The organism is Kribbella sp. NPDC023972, assembly GCF_040639075.1.
Classification (GTDB): Bacteria; Actinomycetota; Actinomycetes; order Propionibacteriales; family Kribbellaceae; genus Kribbella.
In genome coordinates this window covers 121,550-135,538 of the sequence record NZ_JBEZZH010000011.1, presented here as the reverse complement: position 1 = coordinate 135,538, position 13,989 = coordinate 121,550, and the positions used below count along the sequence as shown (strand labels likewise).

Here is a 13,989-nt window from a genome sequence, read left to right as displayed (position 1 = left end):
CGGTACGACGATCGCGGCCGGCTGAGCGATCGGTCGCCGTACCGACAACAACTACGCAGTTGTGGCAGGGCGAAGCGCCGCCCGTGGACCACACCCCAGAGAGGAACAGTTATGGCACAGCGCAGCAAGGCCTACCGCACGATCGCGGAGAAGATCGACTTCGACAAGCTGTACACGCCGCTCGAGGCGATCCGGCTGGCCAAGGAGGCCGCCGGCAGCAAGAAGTTCAACTCCACCGTCGACGTCGCGATGCGCCTCGGGGTCGACCCCCGCAAGGCCGACCAGATGGTGCGCGGCACCGTCAACCTTCCGCACGGTACTGGCAAGACGGCACGGGTCCTCGTCTTCGCCACCGGTGACAAGGCCGAGGCCGCCAAGGCCGCCGGCGCCGACTTCGTCGGCGACGACGACCTGATCAAGAAGGTGACCGACGGCTGGCTCGACTTCGACGCCGTCGTCGCCACCCCCGACCTGATGGGCAAGGTCGGCCGCCTCGGCCGCGTCCTCGGCCCGCGTGGTCTGATGCCGAACCCGAAGACGGGTACGGTCACCCCGGACGTGGCCAAGGCCGTGACCGAGATCAAGGGCGGCAAGATCGAGTTCCGGGTCGACCGGCACGCGAACCTGCACTTCATCATCGGCAAGGCCTCCTTCGACGAGGCCCAGCTGGTGGAGAACTACAGCGCCGCGCTGGAGGAGATCCTCCGTCTCAAGCCGGCCAGCTCGAAGGGCCGCTACATCAAGAAGGCGGTCTTCTCGACCACGATGGGCCCGGGTGTCCAGGTTGACCCCAACCTCACCCGCAACCTCACCGAAGACAACGCTGACGCCTGACCAGGCGATCACCCCAGAAAGGCCCCGGTCCTCGACCGGGGCCTTTCTGCATCTCCACCTCGGCTTGGGAGCACCTTGGCGACGGCGGTGCTTGGGTGAGCGGGGCAGGTGGCCGGTCGGGACGTCTGCCCCTGAAACGCCGGCTCGGGAAGGGCTGCTCAGGAAGGCCTGGTTGGTTGGAGCGGCTGGGTGGGGTCAGGGGGTTTGGCGGGTTAGATGGAGGGGGTGGTCGGCGGTTTGGACGGCCCAGCCGGTGGGGTGGGTTTCGAGGATGGTGCCTGGGGGTGCGGGTGACCGGGTTGGGGCGGGGTCTGTTCGCGTGATGGTGTGGGTGGTGCCGTTCAGGTGGAGCTTGGCTGAGGGGGACGTGACGTTGAGGGCCGCTGCCTTGCGGCGGATGACGGCTGAGGGTTCGGTGAGGTCCAGTAGGCGTTCTGACTCGGTGAAGAAGGGGGCTTCGGATGCCTTGGCCGGGTCTTGGGGGTCGCCGGGGTCGCCGGAGACAAGGCGGGGGACGGCTTCGTCGAGGCATTCGGTGAGGAGAGTGCGCCAGGTGGCCATGATGGCTGGGCCGTTGAGGTCGTCCGGCAGGGGTGCGATGCGTTGTGCCAGGATCGCGCCGGTGTCGAACTCGGCGGCGGTCCGGTGCACGGTCGCGCCGACCCGGTCGTCACCCTCGTAGATCAACCGTTGCGGCGTCGGCCCGCGCCCGGCGGGCAGCGGCGACGGGTGGCAGTTGAGCGCGCCGTACTTTGGGATCTCGAGGATTTCCGGCGGGATCAGCCGGGGGAACGCGGCCGAGATGATCACGTCCGGTCGCAATGCCTCGATCACCGGAGCCGCGACGGTCCGCAGTTTGCTGGTGATCAGCACGTTGCTCCGCTCCGGGAGGTCGATCGCGAGCGGAGCCGAATCGCCGTACCGGTCGGTCTGCGGCAGCGTCACGACGAGCACGATCTCGTGCCCGTTCCGCTCCGCGAAATCGTGCAGCAGTTGGTATCCCGGCAGGAACGCGTTCAACGTGACGATCCGCAGTGGCGCCGTCGCCGCTCGTACCTCCGTCAAGCTCTCCACCACCACACCGTACGAGCCACCCCGGTCACCTCGGCCGACAAGACGGAGAGGCCAGTAAGTGAAGTGCGGTAGGGGGCGAGGTCAGTGCGCGAAGCGCGGCAAGGGGAGGGTCAGTCCGCGAAGCGGCGGGTGATGAGGTCGGGGGTGAGGGCGGTGGGGTGGCGGTAGCCGGCTAGACGGAGGCAGTGGTCCAGTTCGGTGGCTAGGTCGGTGAGGAGGCGGGTTACGCCGGAGGAGCCGGCGACGGTGAGGGCCCAGAGGGCGGGGCGGCCGATGAAGACGGCTCGGGCGCCTAGGGCGAGGGCGGCCAGGATGTGTTCGCCGCGGCGGATGCCGCCGTCGACGTACACCTCGGTGCTGGTGCCCGCGAGCACCTCGGCGACCTCTGGCAGAGCTTGCGCGGTCGGGATGGATCCGTCGAGCTGGCGACCGCCGTGGTTCGACACGATCACGCCGGCGGCGCCCGCGTCCGCGCAGCGTTTGGCGTCGTCCCCGCGCAGCACGCCCTTCACCACCACGGGCAGCCCGGTGCGCTCGGCGAGCCAGCCGATCACGTCAGGATTCAGGTCGTCCGCCTTGGCCAAGTCGGCCTCGGCCCAGTCGCCTTTGGGCAGGTTCGCCAGCAGGTGGCCCGGCTGGACGAGATCCCACACCGTCTCACCGACGTCCTCCTTGCGGCCGACCACCGGGGTGTCGACGGTCAGCACGACGGCTCGCGCGCCGCCCTCGACCGCGGCGTCCAGCATCCGTTCGGTGATCTGGCGATTCCGGACGATGTAGATCTGCAGCCACCACGGCACACCGGTTGCCCCGAGGTCGGCGAACGTCGTGCCCGCGTTGCTCGAGATCCCGATGATCGAGTTCGCCGCGCCGACGCCCTTCGCCATCGCGACCTCGCCGTCCGGATCCGCCATCCGATGCATGGTCGACGGCGCGACCAGCACCGGTACGTCGACCGGCGTCCCGAGCGCTGTCGTCCCGATCTCCACGGTGGACACATCGTTCAGCACGCGAGGGCGGAAGCGGTACGCCGACCACGCCGCGACGGCCTCGCTCACACTGATCCCCCCGGCCGAGCCCTGCCGGAAATACCGGTGCACGGCTTCGGGCAGATTCTCCGCGGCCGCGGCTTCGAGGGTGTCGATCCATCGCATGCGCCCCATCGTCGCACCCGCTTCGGCGCTCTCGGCCCGAAACTCCGGCAGAGTGCCGGGAGAATGCCGACCGAGTGCAGGCACAATTCCGGTCAGCAGCGCCGGACATGCCCGGTACGCAGAATTCCGGTCGGCAGCGCCGGACCTGCCCGGTACAGTGGAGGCATGACGCAGTACGGGCGGCGATTTCAGCGCCCCGGCCGGCACGACGGTGCCGACGGGGTGAGCCGTTGCTGCGCTCTCTCCTGAGGTGACCGCGGCCGACCGGGGTGGATCCCCGTCGAGACCGTCACCTTGGAGAGAACTCCCATGTCGATTTCCACCGAAGAACTGCACGCTGCCCTGGACCTGCGCGACCTGACCGACCCGGCCCAGGGGCCTCACGCCATCCAGCTGATCGTCGACTCCATCCGTACGGCGCTCAGCCACGCCTGGCCGTACACCGAGATCTGGACCAGACGCGACCACCCGGTCGTCACCCTGGCCGACAACTACGACAACCTCGGGTACGCCGCCGACGCCGTGACCCGGGAGGCCCGTTACACCCGCTACGCATCAGAAGGCCAGGTCCTGCGCAGCCACACGTCCGCGATGATCCCACCGGCACTGCGTGAACTGGCCGGCTCGACGTCGTCCGACGTACTGATGATCTGTGCCGGCATCTGCTACCGCCGCGACTCGGTGGACTGGCAGCACACCGGTACGCCGCATCAGCTGGACCTCTGGCGGATCAGCCGGAACGTCACCCTCGGAGAGCCCGAGCTGGAAGACATGATCGCTCGACTCGTCGAGACAGTGCTGCCTGGCCAGACGTACCGGACAGTGCCGGCGGTGCACCCGTACACGATCCATGGCCGTCAGATCGACATACTGCTGGACGATCAGTGGATCGAGATCGGTGAGTGTGGTGTCGCTGCACCTCACGTGCTCAGGAAAGCCGGACTGGACGACAGCTGGACCGGCCTGGCCATGGGGCCGGGTTTGGACCGGCTTCTGATGCTCCGCAAGGGCATCCGCGACATCCGGTTGCTCAGGTCAACGGATCCCCGGGTCGCCGACCAGATGCTCGACCTGACGCCGTACAAGCCGGTCTCGTCGATGCCACCGGTCCGCCGCGACCTCTCTGTCGTCGTCGACGCGTCTGCCGACCTCTCGCCGGAGGTGCTCGGTGACAGGGTCCGCCATGCGCTCGGTGCCGACGCTGATGCCGCGGAGTCCGTTGAGGTCGTCAGCGAGACGTCGTACGACGATCTGCCGCAGTCGGCCCGCGATCGCCTCCAGCTCCAGCCGGACCAGCGAAACGCGCTGGTCAGACTGGTACTCAGGCCGGTGGACAGAACTCTCACGGATGCGGAGGCCAACTCGCTGCGCGACAAGGTCTACCGAGCGCTCCACGAAGGGCCGGTACTAGAGCTGACTCCATAGCACGCAGGGCTCTATTGCAGGGCTTTGCAGAAGGTGGCGGCCTTGGAGGTGATCTCCTGCCAGTTCCCGGCCGCCACGTCGGCCGGGGCGACGACATCGGTGCCGGCGCTGACAGCGAGTGCGCCGGCAGCGAGGAAGTCGCGGGCGTTGCCGGCGTTGACGCCGCCGGAGGGGATCAGCGGTACGCCGGGGAACGGGCCGTTGAGGTCCTTGAAGTACTTCGGCCCGAGCTGGTGCGCCGGGAAGATCTTGACCGCGTCGGAGCCCAGGGCGAGGGCGGTCATGACTTCGGAGGGCGTGAACGCACCGAGCACGACCGGGACCTGAGCGGCCCGGGCGGCCTCGGCGATCGCGGCCGCCTCGGGACCTTGGCCCGGCGTGACGAGGAACTGCGCGCCGGCATCGATCGCCTGCTTCGCCTGTGCGCCGGTCTGCACGGTGCCGGCGCCGACCACAGCACCGGTCTCACCAGCGGTCGAGGCGGCGCGCTCGAGGTGCCGGGGCAGGTCGGGCGTGGTGTAGGTGAGCTCCACGACGTGGATGCCGCCGGCAACCAACGCCGCGCACAGGTCGCGGGCATCACCGATCTCCGGCGCCCGGACGACGGTCAGGACGCGGTCGGCGCGCAGCAAATCCAGCATGAGTTTCCTCTCTAGACGGTACGACGGACAGCGCCGCCGGGGAGTGCGTCGGTGCGATGGCCTTCGTCGATCACGGGTACGCCGTTGACGACGACGTACGGAATCCCTTCGGCCTGCTGCCGGGGGCTGTCGAAGGTCGCGGTGTCGCGGACGGTGGCCGGGTCGAACAGCACGAGGTCGGCGTAGTACCCCTCCCGGATCAGCCCGCGATCCGTCAGCCGCAGCCGCCGGGCCGGGCGGCCAGTGAGGTGATGGATGCAGTCGGCAAGTTCCAGTACCCCGAGCTCGCGCACATATCGGCCGAGATAGCGCGGGAACGTACCCCACGACCGGGGATGCGGTTTCGCCCCGACCAGGATCGCGTCCGAGCCACCGGTGTGACTCGAGTGCCGCATGATCGTCTGGACGTTGTCCTCGTGGCCGACGTGCTGCAGGATCGAGGTCGCCAGATTGTCCCGGATCAGCAGGTCGAAGAACACGTCGGCCGGTGCCTCGCCCGCCGACGCGGCGAGCGCGGCGATCGTCTTGCCCACAACGCCGTTCAGCGTCGGGTTCTTCACGCCGCCGATCTCGATGGTGTTCCAGTCCGTCACGCAACCGTGGCAGCCGTCCGAGCCGAGCTGCTCCATCTCGTAGGCGATCCGTCGGCGAGACGCCGGATCATGGAGTCGCGCCAGCTGTGCGTCCGGCCCGCCCTCGGCCGTCCAGCTCGGCAGGATCGCCGCCAATGTCGTTGCCCCAGGCAAGTACGGGTAGGTGTCGGTGGTGACGTCGACACCGTTCGCGTCGGCCTTGTCGATCATCGCCACCAGCTCGGCGCCGCGGCCGCGGTTCGGCTCGAAGTTCATCACCGCGTGGGTGAGGTGCAGGGCGCAGCCGGACTGACGGGCGATGTCGATCATCTCGCCGTACGCGTCCAAGGCGCCTTCGCCGTACGAGCGTTGGTGCGGGCTGTAGTAACCGCCGTACTCGGCGACGACCGTGCACAGCTCGATCAGTTCGCCGGTGGTCGCGAACATGCCGGGGGTGTAGGTGAGGCCGCTGCTCATGCCGACCGCTCCCTGCCGGAGCCCGTCGGCGAGCAGTCGCTTCATCTCGTCCAGCTCGGCCCGGGTGGCCGGGCGGTTCTCGGTGCCGACGACCATCATCCGCAGCGTGCCCTGCGGGACCAGGTACGCCGCGTTGCACGCGATGCCCTGGTCGAGCCGGTCCAAGTACCCGCCTACCGTGGACCAGTCGAAGTCGAAGTCGTCCGGCTCGCCGTTCCAGCCGGCGATCTGGCGCCGGAGCACGGCCCGGGTCTGGTCGTCGATCGGCGCGAACGACAGGCCGTCCTGGCCGAGCACCTCCAGCGTGACGCCCTGGCTGACCTTCGCCGTGTGGTCCGGATTCGCCAGGATCTGCAGGTCGGAGTGCGCGTGCATGTCGATGAAGCCGGGAGACAGCACCAGCCCGTCCGCGTCGATCGTCCGGCGGCCGGCCGGAAGATCGTTGCCGATGGCCACAATGCGGGCGCCGTCGACGGCCACGTCGGCCGGAACGCCGGCCGCGCCGGAACCGTCCAGCACGGTGGCACCCTTGATCAGCAACTCGGGCATGTCAGAAGAACGTTCTGATCAGGTCGACGACGACGGGGTCGGCGGCGTCCGGATCGTCCACGACCGGGATCAGTCCCCACTTGTCGAACGCCGTACACGGGTGGGACAGACCGACCCGGAGCTCGTCGCCGATCACGACCGGGTCGCCGTCGAAGCGCAGGAACCCGTGCTGGTCGTTCAGCTTGGTGACGGTCATCCCATCGGCCTTCAGTACCGGCTCACCGTCCGCGCGCGGCCGGATCAGCTGCGGTTCGGGCAGATCCTGGTCGAACGGCAGGTCGCGCCGGCCCGCATCGAAGATCGCCAGCCCCGGCTCGGGTTGTGAGGTGATCCGGACCCAGCCGTGCATCGCGGAAACCAGTCGGTCCCCGTCGGTCCGCGGCGTCTCACCGAGCGGGGACAGCCGGCGATACATGCCGTCGTCATGCGTGATGTAGGCGCCCGACCGCAGGACCACCCGTGCACCGTCCTCGCCGAGTGGCGCCAGCACCCGCGCGACGTCGTCGAAGTACTGACTGCCGCCGGCACTCACGACCGGCACGACATCGGCGTCGTACAAGCCCTTCAGCTGGGTGTGGATCCCGGCCAGCTCCCGCAGGTACGACCGCACGGTCTCGAGGTCGGCCTCGTCGACGCCGTGGCCGATCGCGCCTTCGTACCCGGCGACTCCGGCCAGCCGGAGTGTCGACGCGTCCGCGATGGCCTGGCCGACTGCCACTGCGGTGTCGGCGTCCCGGGCGCCGGTCCGGCCGTCGAGCCCGCCGACCTCCACCAGTACGTCGAGCGGTCGCGCGGCCGGTCCGACGTACGCCGACCGGGCCGCCTCCATGATCTGGACCGTCCGGACCGAGTCGGCCCAGACCAGCACCTCGAACGTCGGGTCTGCCGCGAGCTCATCGGAGATCCAGCGCAGTTGCAATGGGGAGACGATCGCATTGGCGATCAGCACCCGGCTCACGCCGTACGCGCGGGCGACGCCGAGCTGGAAGCCGTTCGCGAGGGTGATCGCCCAGGAGCCGGCCTCGAGCTGCATGGCCCAGAGTGCGGGCGCCATCGTCGTCTTGCCGTGCGGTGCCAGCTCGACACCGTGGTTGGAGCACCAGCGGGCCAGGGTGTCGACGTTGTGCCGCAGGCCGGGCGCGGACAGGGTCAGCAGGGGAGTGGGCAGCTGGGACAGCCTGGGCTTGTCCGCCAGCACCTCGGCGACGGTCCTTCCCCAGAACGCGGGTGGCAGTGCCTTGTCCTGCCAGCTCACCTCCCGGTCCGCGAGAGCGGCGATGGCGGCGGCATCGTAAGAAGCGGGCATCTGTCCCTCTGCTGATCGCTGATTGCAGAATGCGCAACGGTGATTGCACATTCTGTCTTCTCGGTTGTAGCATCGCGCCGAACTCCAGTCAAAGACAAGCATTCCGGGAGAGCGCCGATGGCGGATGTCGTCTCACGTGCAGTGTGTCTCGGTGAGGCGATGATCATGTTCGCCGGGGACACTGGTGGGCCCCTGGAGGATGTGGAGACTTTCCGGCGGTCGGTGGGCGGCGCCGAGTGCAATGTGGCCGGCGGGCTGGCTGCCCTGGGGGTCGTGACGAGCTGGATCTCGCGGCTGGGTGATGACGGATTCGGCCGGCACGTACTGCGTGACCTTCGACAGCGTGGGGTTGAGATCGGGGGTGTGGAGGAGGACCCGGACCGGCCGACGGGCCTGTATGTGAAGCACTCCATGGATGGCCGGTCACGGATGCACTACTACCGCTCCGGCTCGGCTGCCTCCGCCATGGACCCGGCGTTCCTGGATCGGCCCGCAGTCCGCGAGCGTCTGGCTGGTGCTGAGTTGGTGCACACCACAGGTATCACCGCGGCCATCTCGGAGACCGCTGCGGACATGCTGGAGCGGCTGGCGACGCTGCGGGAGGGCTTCGGCTTCAAGCTCAGTGTGGACCTCAACTGGCGTCCGGCGCTGTGGCGCGGCAAGGACCCCGAGCCGCTGTGGCGGTTGCTGCGGGCGGCAGACGTCGTGCTGATCGGTGCGGACGAGGCTCAGGTCTTTGCTGGCACCAATGACCCCACTGAGCTGCGCAAGCTGCTCGGGCCGCGGTCCACGCTGGTGATGAAGAACGACGCGCATACGGCGCTCGTGCTGGAGCCGGATGGTCGTTGTACTGAGGTTCCTGCGCTCACTGTCGAGGTGGTCGAGCCGGTAGGCGCCGGCGACGCCTTCGCGGCCGGTTTCCTTGCCGGGACGTTGCAGGGGTTGCCGATGGAGCAGAGGTTGCGGCTGGGGCACCTGGCTGCGGCCGCGGTGCTGGCTGTGCCGGAGGACCACGCGGCTCCGCTGGACGTTGCCGTCCGTCAGACCCTGTTGAACTGCTCTGATGAGGAATGGGCCGCCGCGCAGATCGGTCCAGCGGGTGTGAAGTTGTCATGAGTCAGAGCCTTGCCAGGGCGCTGCAGATCCTCGCCAGACTGGGCGAGGGGGAGCGGTCGCTGGATCAGCTTGCGACGGAGCTCGGCGTGCACAAGACCACTGTCCTGCGACTGCTGCGGACCATGGAAGCGGACAGGTTCGTACGACGTGACGAGTCGCATCGCTACCGGTTGGGGTCGCGCCTGTTCGCGTTGGCGGATGCGGCTCGCGAGCAGCACGTCGTACGGGCGGTTGCTGCACCGCACCTGCGGCAGCTGAACCAGAAGACAGGGCAGACCGTGCACCTCGCTGCGTGGGAGAACGGTGAGGTCATCTACGTCGATAAGCTCGACAGTGTGCGGTCGGTGCGGATGTACTCGCAGGTCGGCGTACCGGCGGCTCTGCACTGCACCGCGGTCGGAAAGGTGTTGCTGGCGGCTCAGCCGAAGCGACAGCGGGAGGCGTTGCTGGCGTCGATCGACTACCACGCGTACACGCCGCAGACGATCACCGATCCCGACGTATTGCGTGACGAGCTGGACGGCGTACGGACTCAAGGCTGGGCGCAGGACCGGGCCGAGCACGAGTCCTTCATCAACTGCATCGGCGCACCGGTGACCGATCACGACGGCCGGGTCGTCGGGGCCGTGTCCGTCTCGGTGCCCGACGTACTGCTGAACTACGAGCAGGTGCTCGAGCTCCTGCCGGACCTGCTCGCCGCCACTCGAGCGATCAGTACTGATTACAACTGAGAGGTATGACCCTGATGTCCGACAAGACCGCTGTCTCCACCACTGACGCGCCCGCGCCGATGCCGGTGTACTCGCAGGGCGTCCGCAAGGGCAACATCCTGCAGGTGTCCGGCCAGGGCTCCGTCGACCCGGCCACCGGCGAGTTCGTCTGCGTCGGTGACGTGAAGGGCCAGACCACCCGGGTCCTGCAGAACGTCGAGGCGATCCTGACCGCCGGCGGCGGCAGCTTCGACGACGTGGTGATGATGCGCGTCTACCTCACCACCCGCGACGACTTCGCGGCCATGAACGAGGCCTACGCCGAGTACCTCTCCACCCGCACCCCCAGCGGCGTCCTCCCCTCCCGCACCACCGTCTTCATCGGCCTGCCCCGTGAAGACATGCTGGTAGAGATAGACGCCCTCGCCGTCCTCGACTGACTCTGTCGCCACCCGGTGCTACGCGGTAGCACCCGGTGCCGCGCCATGGCTATCCTGGTCCTATGAACGGGCAACCTGAGATCACTCAACGCGACCTGCGCACTCGGTCGAAGGAGATCATGGACGCCGTGCAGAACGGTCAGTCCTTCACGGTCACAAGGGATGGTCACCGCATCGGTGAGCTGATCCCGCTGCGCCACCGGCGTCGGTTCGTTCCGCGTGAGGAGTTCGCCGCCATGTCTCGCACGGCCCCGAAGATGTCGCTGGACAGCTTCCGGGCCGATCAGGACGCCTTCGCTGATCACCAGTTGGACGACCCGTATGCCCGGTGAGCGCCGGCAGGGACTGCTCGACACGAACGTGGTCATCCTTCGGGCGGAGATCGACCCTGCCGAACTGCCGGACGAGATGGCCATCACCGCCGTCACTTTGGCCGAACTGTCTGCGGGACCGCATCAGGTGCGGAGCAACGGCGAGCAGAACGAGTACGACGAGCACTTGGAGCGCGCCCTGCGGATGGACGTCCTTCAGCGTGCGGAGAATGAATTCGATCCGATCCCGTTCGGTGCCGACGCCGCCCGGATCTACGGGCGGCTGTGCGCCGCTGTCGTTGCTGCCGGTCGGTCGCCGCGAGGTCGCATCGCCGACCTGATGATCGCCAGCACCGCCATCGCCGAAGGTCTGCCCCTCTTCACGATCAACCCCGACGACTTCAAGGGCCTCGAGGACCTCCTGACCTTGGTCCCGGTCAGCCATCCCGACGGAAGGCCGAGACCAGGGGTTCATCGTTGACCGAGGTCTTGTCGGGGCCCTGGTCCCACCAGAGTTCCTGGTGGGTGGTGAGGTAGGGGTACCAGTTGTTGACGCCGGTGCCGTGGCTGAGGGCGTGGGCTACGGCTTCCAGGTACGTCGTGAGGTCGGGGAACGACTCGGTGAAGTCGGCGGTGCCGTCGTGGTAGGCGATGCCGACGCGGCCGTAGGCCCGGCCCGGGCGGAGGTCGATGATCTGGAGGTCGCCCTCGGAGTCGGCGTACGGGATCCAGGATGAGTGCCAGTAGGGCTCGGCGTTGGGTGGGTGGACGGTGAAGCCGTCGAAGTCGGCGGCCAGCTCCATCCGGAGTTGCCAGTTGGCGGCGATCTCGGTCGTGCTGGACGGTGCGCCCTCGGGGAGGATGTTGGCCCAGTCGGTGAGGCCGTTGTGGCAGCGCAGCGACTCGACCAGCTCGGGCGGCAACTCGACCACGGCGTTGCAGGCTTGGAGGTCCGCGTCGGTGGCTGGTGCGGCGAGTACGGCGTACGTCGCCGCTGCATGCCGCGCCAGCCACGCGTCGATCTGCTGCCAGGACTCGCTGATGGTCATCGGCCTGCGGTCACCGGGTTGGTCAGTACGCCGACACCCGGGATGCGGATCACGCCACGTCGCCCGGGTTGATGTGGACCGCACCCGGGGTGCCGGTGGAGATGACGTCGCCGGGGTGGAGCGGTATCACCTTGCTGTGGAAGCTGATCAGGAACGCCGGGCTGAAGGCCATGTTCGACACCGTAGTCGAGCGCCTCGTCGTCGAACCCCAGCCCGGCGGCGAGCACCACCCCGCGATCCGGATCTGTTCCCGCATCGTGGGATAATCTTTCGCCATGCAGGAACACGAGATCCGCCGGGGATCGGTGCAATCCATCGACCGGGCGGTGGCGATCCTGCGGTGCTTCGACGCCCGCACCCCTGACCTGGGCATCAGTGACCTGGCCCGTGCCACCGGTCTGTCCACCAGCACCGTGCACCGGCTCCTGCTGGCGATGCAGGAGAACGGCCTGATCCGTCAGACGGCACACCGCCGCTACGCGATCGGTCCGCTGGTCGCCCAGTTGGCTCACAGCGGCGGGATCCCGGCCGGTCTGCGCGACGCCGCGATGCCAGTCCTGCGCGCGCTCCGGGACGAGACCGAGGAGACCGCGGCGGTGCACGAGTTGCTGCCGACCGGGCAGCGCGTCGTCCTGGACCAGGTCGAGAGCCGGCACCAGTTGCGTCGTACCTACACGGAGTTCGGAATTCCGGTGCCGCTGCCGCTCGGGGCTCCGGGCAAGGTGCTGCTCGCGTTCTCGCCGTGGGAGCGGCAGGCCGAGGTGCTGGCCGCTCCGCTCGAGCAGGTGCTCCCGCAGACCATCACGGATCCCGTCGTCCTGGCCGCTCAGCTGGCCGAGATCCGGACCAAGGGCTTCGCCAAGTCGATGTCCGAGCGGACACCGGGAATCAGGTCGGTCGCGGCGCCGGTCTTCGACTTCTCCGGCCAGGTCGTCGGCTGTCTGTCGATCTCCGGGCCGGAGCTGCGGCTGCCCGCGGAGCGGCTGGAGGAGTTCGGCGAGCTGATCGTCCCGGCGGCGTGGTCGGTGTCGGAGTTGCTGGGGGCGACATCGGCCGAGCGTGACCGCTGTACGACGAGAGCAGGTGGCCGCTGATGGCCGAGCGGTCAAGTCTTTGGCGCATCGCTCCGTCGGTCTACCTTCCTGCCCTGCTCTACGGCATCGGGCAAGGGGCGATCGCGCCGGTCGTGGCCGTGTCCGCAACGCATCTCGGCGCTTCGGTCGCGGTCGCCGGGCTGGTCGTGGCGGCCGCGGGGCTCGGCCAGGTGATCGGTGACATCCCCGCCGGTGCGCTCACCAACAAGATCGGTGAACGACACGCGATGCTGCTCGCGACCGGCCTGGTCGCACTGGCCTTGGTCGCCTGCCTGCTCGTTCCGACGGTCTGGGGTCTCGCGATCGCGATCGGCGCCACCGGACTGGCCGGAGCGGTCTGGGGACTGGCCCGCCAGGCCTACCTGAGCGAGGCCGTGCCGATCGAGCTGCGGGCCCGGGCGCTGTCCACGCTCGGTGGTGTGCAGCGGATCGGTTCGTTCATCGGCCCGTTCCTGGGCGCGTTCGCGATGAAGTTCCTCGGCACCGACGGCGCCTACTGGGTCCACCTCGTGGCCGCGGTCCTGGCCTGCGGGGTCCTGCTGAGCCTGCCTGACCTCGAGTCGGTACGGCGTACGCGCGGGAGCCGGCCGGTCGCGGCCCAGTCGACGTGGGCCGTGATCCGGGACCACCTGCCGGTGCTGCGGACCCTTGGCGTCGGCGCGCTGCTGGTCGGTGCGGTCCGGGCGTCGCGACAGGTGGTGATTCCGCTGTGGGCATTGCACATCGGGCTCGATCCGCAGACCACCAGCATCATCTTCGGGCTGTCCGGCGCGGTGGACATGCTGCTGTTCTATCCGGCCGGGTCGGTGATGGACCGCCTCGGCCGGAAGTGGGTCGCCGTACCGTCGATGCTCGTCCTCGGGCTCGCTCATCTGTTGCTGCCGCTGACGCATTCGACCGTCACGTTGACCGCGGTCGCGTTGCTGATGGGGGTGGGGAACGGGCTCGGCTCCGGGGTGATCATGACGCTGGGAGCCGATGCGTCTCCAACGGTCGGGCGGGCGCAGTTCCTGGGTGCTTTCAGGTTGTTCGCCGATACCGGGAACGGGGCCGGGCCGTTGTTGGTGGCCGGGGCGACCGCCGTCCTCGGGCTGGCGCCGGCGATCGTGATCATGGCGGCCACCGGCTGGGCGGCCGCTACCGCGATGCACCGATGGATTCCGCCACATCCGGTCCCGGACCGGCCGGCCTGATGGGGACCGATTTGGTTCCCGCGTCAAGATCAGGCACACTGAAT

General features: G+C 68.6%; 16 protein-coding genes. 9 read left to right on the top strand and 7 right to left on the bottom strand.

The features are described 5' to 3' along the window. Positions 1–111 precede the first annotated feature (111 nt). On the top strand, positions 112–834 hold the full coding sequence (gene rplA, locus AB0F43_RS32785) for a 50S ribosomal protein L1 (protein WP_360485790.1): 723 nt from the start codon (positions 112–114) through the stop codon (positions 832–834). 195 nt (positions 835–1,029) lie between these two features. On the opposite strand, the gene AB0F43_RS32780 is transcribed toward rplA, so the two are convergent. Both AB0F43_RS32780 and AB0F43_RS32775 read right to left on the bottom strand, forming a co-directional pair. Beyond that, the gene (locus tag AB0F43_RS32780; RefSeq protein ID WP_360485787.1) at positions 1,030–1,908 is read right to left on the bottom strand and encodes a formyltransferase family protein; all 879 of its coding nucleotides are present in this window, start codon (positions 1,906–1,908) and stop codon (positions 1,030–1,032) included. A gap of 110 nt (positions 1,909–2,018) precedes the next feature. Then, on the bottom strand, positions 2,019–3,062 hold the full coding sequence (locus AB0F43_RS32775; protein WP_360485784.1) for an alpha-hydroxy acid oxidase: 1,044 nt from the start codon (positions 3,060–3,062) through the stop codon (positions 2,019–2,021). A 309-nt stretch (positions 3,063–3,371) separates the two neighbouring features. Here AB0F43_RS32775 and AB0F43_RS32770 point away from each other — a divergent pair, with 309 nt between their 5' ends. Beyond that, positions 3,372–4,487: a hypothetical protein gene (locus AB0F43_RS32770; RefSeq protein WP_360485781.1), complete on the top strand. Its 1,116-nt coding sequence runs from the start codon at positions 3,372–3,374 to the stop codon at positions 4,485–4,487. 11 nt (positions 4,488–4,498) lie between these two features. On the opposite strand, the gene AB0F43_RS32765 is transcribed toward AB0F43_RS32770, so the two are convergent. Genes AB0F43_RS32765 through AB0F43_RS32755 form a run of 3 tightly spaced genes read right to left on the bottom strand, consistent with a single transcriptional unit; the run spans position 4,499 to position 8,032 of the window. Further along, complete coding sequence (locus AB0F43_RS32765; protein ID WP_360485778.1) at positions 4,499–5,128, bottom strand: bifunctional 4-hydroxy-2-oxoglutarate aldolase/2-dehydro-3-deoxy-phosphogluconate aldolase; 630 nt, start codon at positions 5,126–5,128, stop codon at positions 4,499–4,501. Positions 5,129–5,139: 11 nt separating this feature from the next. Continuing rightward, entirely contained in the window at positions 5,140–6,726 is a 1,587-nt protein-coding gene (locus AB0F43_RS32760) for a D-aminoacylase (protein ID WP_360485775.1), read from the bottom strand. A 1-nt stretch (position 6,727) separates the two neighbouring features. Continuing rightward, complete coding sequence (locus AB0F43_RS32755; RefSeq protein ID WP_360485772.1) at positions 6,728–8,032, bottom strand: amino acid deaminase; 1,305 nt, start codon at positions 8,030–8,032, stop codon at positions 6,728–6,730. A 117-nt stretch (positions 8,033–8,149) separates the two neighbouring features. Between AB0F43_RS32755 and AB0F43_RS32750 the strand changes: the two genes are divergently transcribed. From AB0F43_RS32750 to AB0F43_RS32730, 5 genes are all read left to right on the top strand, one after another. After that, a complete protein-coding gene (locus tag AB0F43_RS32750) occupies positions 8,150–9,148 on the top strand; it encodes a sugar kinase (RefSeq protein WP_360485769.1) in 999 nt (332 codons plus the stop codon). Beyond that, positions 9,145–9,879 carry an IclR family transcriptional regulator gene (locus AB0F43_RS32745; protein WP_360485766.1) on the top strand — a complete coding sequence of 245 codons (735 nt, stop codon included), beginning with the start codon at positions 9,145–9,147 and terminating at the stop codon, positions 9,877–9,879. Before AB0F43_RS32750 ends, AB0F43_RS32745 begins: the two co-directional genes overlap by 4 nt. A 14-nt stretch (positions 9,880–9,893) precedes the next feature. Next, positions 9,894–10,298, top strand: coding sequence for a Rid family detoxifying hydrolase (locus tag AB0F43_RS32740; RefSeq protein ID WP_360485763.1), 405 nt, complete (start codon positions 9,894–9,896; stop codon positions 10,296–10,298). A gap of 62 nt (positions 10,299–10,360) precedes the next feature. Next, complete coding sequence (locus AB0F43_RS32735) at positions 10,361–10,630, top strand: type II toxin-antitoxin system prevent-host-death family antitoxin (RefSeq protein WP_360485760.1); 270 nt, start codon at positions 10,361–10,363, stop codon at positions 10,628–10,630. After that, positions 10,620–11,090, top strand: coding sequence for a type II toxin-antitoxin system VapC family toxin (locus tag AB0F43_RS32730; protein WP_360485757.1), 471 nt, complete (start codon positions 10,620–10,622; stop codon positions 11,088–11,090). Before AB0F43_RS32735 ends, AB0F43_RS32730 begins: the two co-directional genes overlap by 11 nt. Here AB0F43_RS32730 and AB0F43_RS32725 read toward each other — a convergent pair. Both AB0F43_RS32725 and AB0F43_RS32720 read right to left on the bottom strand, forming a co-directional pair. Beyond that, positions 11,047–11,658, bottom strand: a complete 612-nt coding sequence (locus tag AB0F43_RS32725) for an SMI1/KNR4 family protein (protein WP_360485755.1) — start codon at positions 11,656–11,658, stop codon at positions 11,047–11,049. The genes AB0F43_RS32730 and AB0F43_RS32725 overlap by 44 nt on opposite strands. 49 nt (positions 11,659–11,707) lie before the next feature. Beyond that, positions 11,708–11,914: a fumarylacetoacetate hydrolase family protein gene (locus AB0F43_RS32720; protein ID WP_360485752.1), complete on the bottom strand. Its 207-nt coding sequence runs from the start codon at positions 11,912–11,914 to the stop codon at positions 11,708–11,710. Positions 11,915–11,933: 19 nt separating this feature from the next. On the opposite strand from AB0F43_RS32720, the gene AB0F43_RS32715 reads away from it, so the two are divergent. Together AB0F43_RS32715 and AB0F43_RS32710 are read left to right on the top strand one after the other, a co-directional pair. Beyond that, positions 11,934–12,752 (top strand): IclR family transcriptional regulator, encoded by an 819-nt coding sequence (locus AB0F43_RS32715; RefSeq protein WP_360485748.1) that lies wholly within the window; start codon positions 11,934–11,936, stop codon positions 12,750–12,752. After that, complete coding sequence (locus AB0F43_RS32710) at positions 12,752–13,945, top strand: MFS transporter (protein WP_360485745.1); 1,194 nt, start codon at positions 12,752–12,754, stop codon at positions 13,943–13,945. The genes AB0F43_RS32715 and AB0F43_RS32710 overlap by 1 nt, the downstream gene beginning before the upstream one ends. The last annotated feature ends 44 nt before the right edge of the window (positions 13,946–13,989 follow it).

What these genes read in the sequence shown, in the direction of transcription:
- rplA (WP_360485790.1), top strand. Translation starts at nt 112, where the DNA reads ATGGCACAGCGCAGCAAGGCCTACCGCACGATCGCGGAGAAGATCGAC.
- AB0F43_RS32775 (WP_360485784.1), bottom strand. Translation starts at nt 3,062, where the DNA reads ATGCGATGGATCGACACCCTCGAAGCCGCGGCCGCGGAGAATCTGCCC.
- AB0F43_RS32770 (WP_360485781.1), top strand. Translation starts at nt 3,372, where the DNA reads ATGTCGATTTCCACCGAAGAACTGCACGCTGCCCTGGACCTGCGCGAC.
- AB0F43_RS32765 (WP_360485778.1), bottom strand. Translation starts at nt 5,128, where the DNA reads ATGCTGGATTTGCTGCGCGCCGACCGCGTCCTGACCGTCGTCCGGGCG.
- AB0F43_RS32760 (WP_360485775.1), bottom strand. Translation starts at nt 6,726, where the DNA reads ATGCCCGAGTTGCTGATCAAGGGTGCCACCGTGCTGGACGGTTCCGGC.
- AB0F43_RS32755 (WP_360485772.1), bottom strand. Translation starts at nt 8,032, where the DNA reads ATGCCCGCTTCTTACGATGCCGCCGCCATCGCCGCTCTCGCGGACCGG.
- AB0F43_RS32750 (WP_360485769.1), top strand. Translation starts at nt 8,150, where the DNA reads ATGGCGGATGTCGTCTCACGTGCAGTGTGTCTCGGTGAGGCGATGATC.
- AB0F43_RS32745 (WP_360485766.1), top strand. Translation starts at nt 9,145, where the DNA reads ATGAGTCAGAGCCTTGCCAGGGCGCTGCAGATCCTCGCCAGACTGGGC.
- AB0F43_RS32740 (WP_360485763.1), top strand. Translation starts at nt 9,894, where the DNA reads ATGTCCGACAAGACCGCTGTCTCCACCACTGACGCGCCCGCGCCGATG.
- AB0F43_RS32735 (WP_360485760.1), top strand. Translation starts at nt 10,361, where the DNA reads ATGAACGGGCAACCTGAGATCACTCAACGCGACCTGCGCACTCGGTCG.
- AB0F43_RS32730 (WP_360485757.1), top strand. Translation starts at nt 10,620, where the DNA reads ATGCCCGGTGAGCGCCGGCAGGGACTGCTCGACACGAACGTGGTCATC.
- AB0F43_RS32725 (WP_360485755.1), bottom strand. Translation starts at nt 11,658, where the DNA reads ATGACCATCAGCGAGTCCTGGCAGCAGATCGACGCGTGGCTGGCGCGG.
- AB0F43_RS32720 (WP_360485752.1), bottom strand. Translation starts at nt 11,914, where the DNA reads ATGCGGGAACAGATCCGGATCGCGGGGTGGTGCTCGCCGCCGGGCTGG.
- AB0F43_RS32715 (WP_360485748.1), top strand. Translation starts at nt 11,934, where the DNA reads ATGCAGGAACACGAGATCCGCCGGGGATCGGTGCAATCCATCGACCGG.
- AB0F43_RS32710 (WP_360485745.1), top strand. Translation starts at nt 12,752, where the DNA reads ATGGCCGAGCGGTCAAGTCTTTGGCGCATCGCTCCGTCGGTCTACCTT.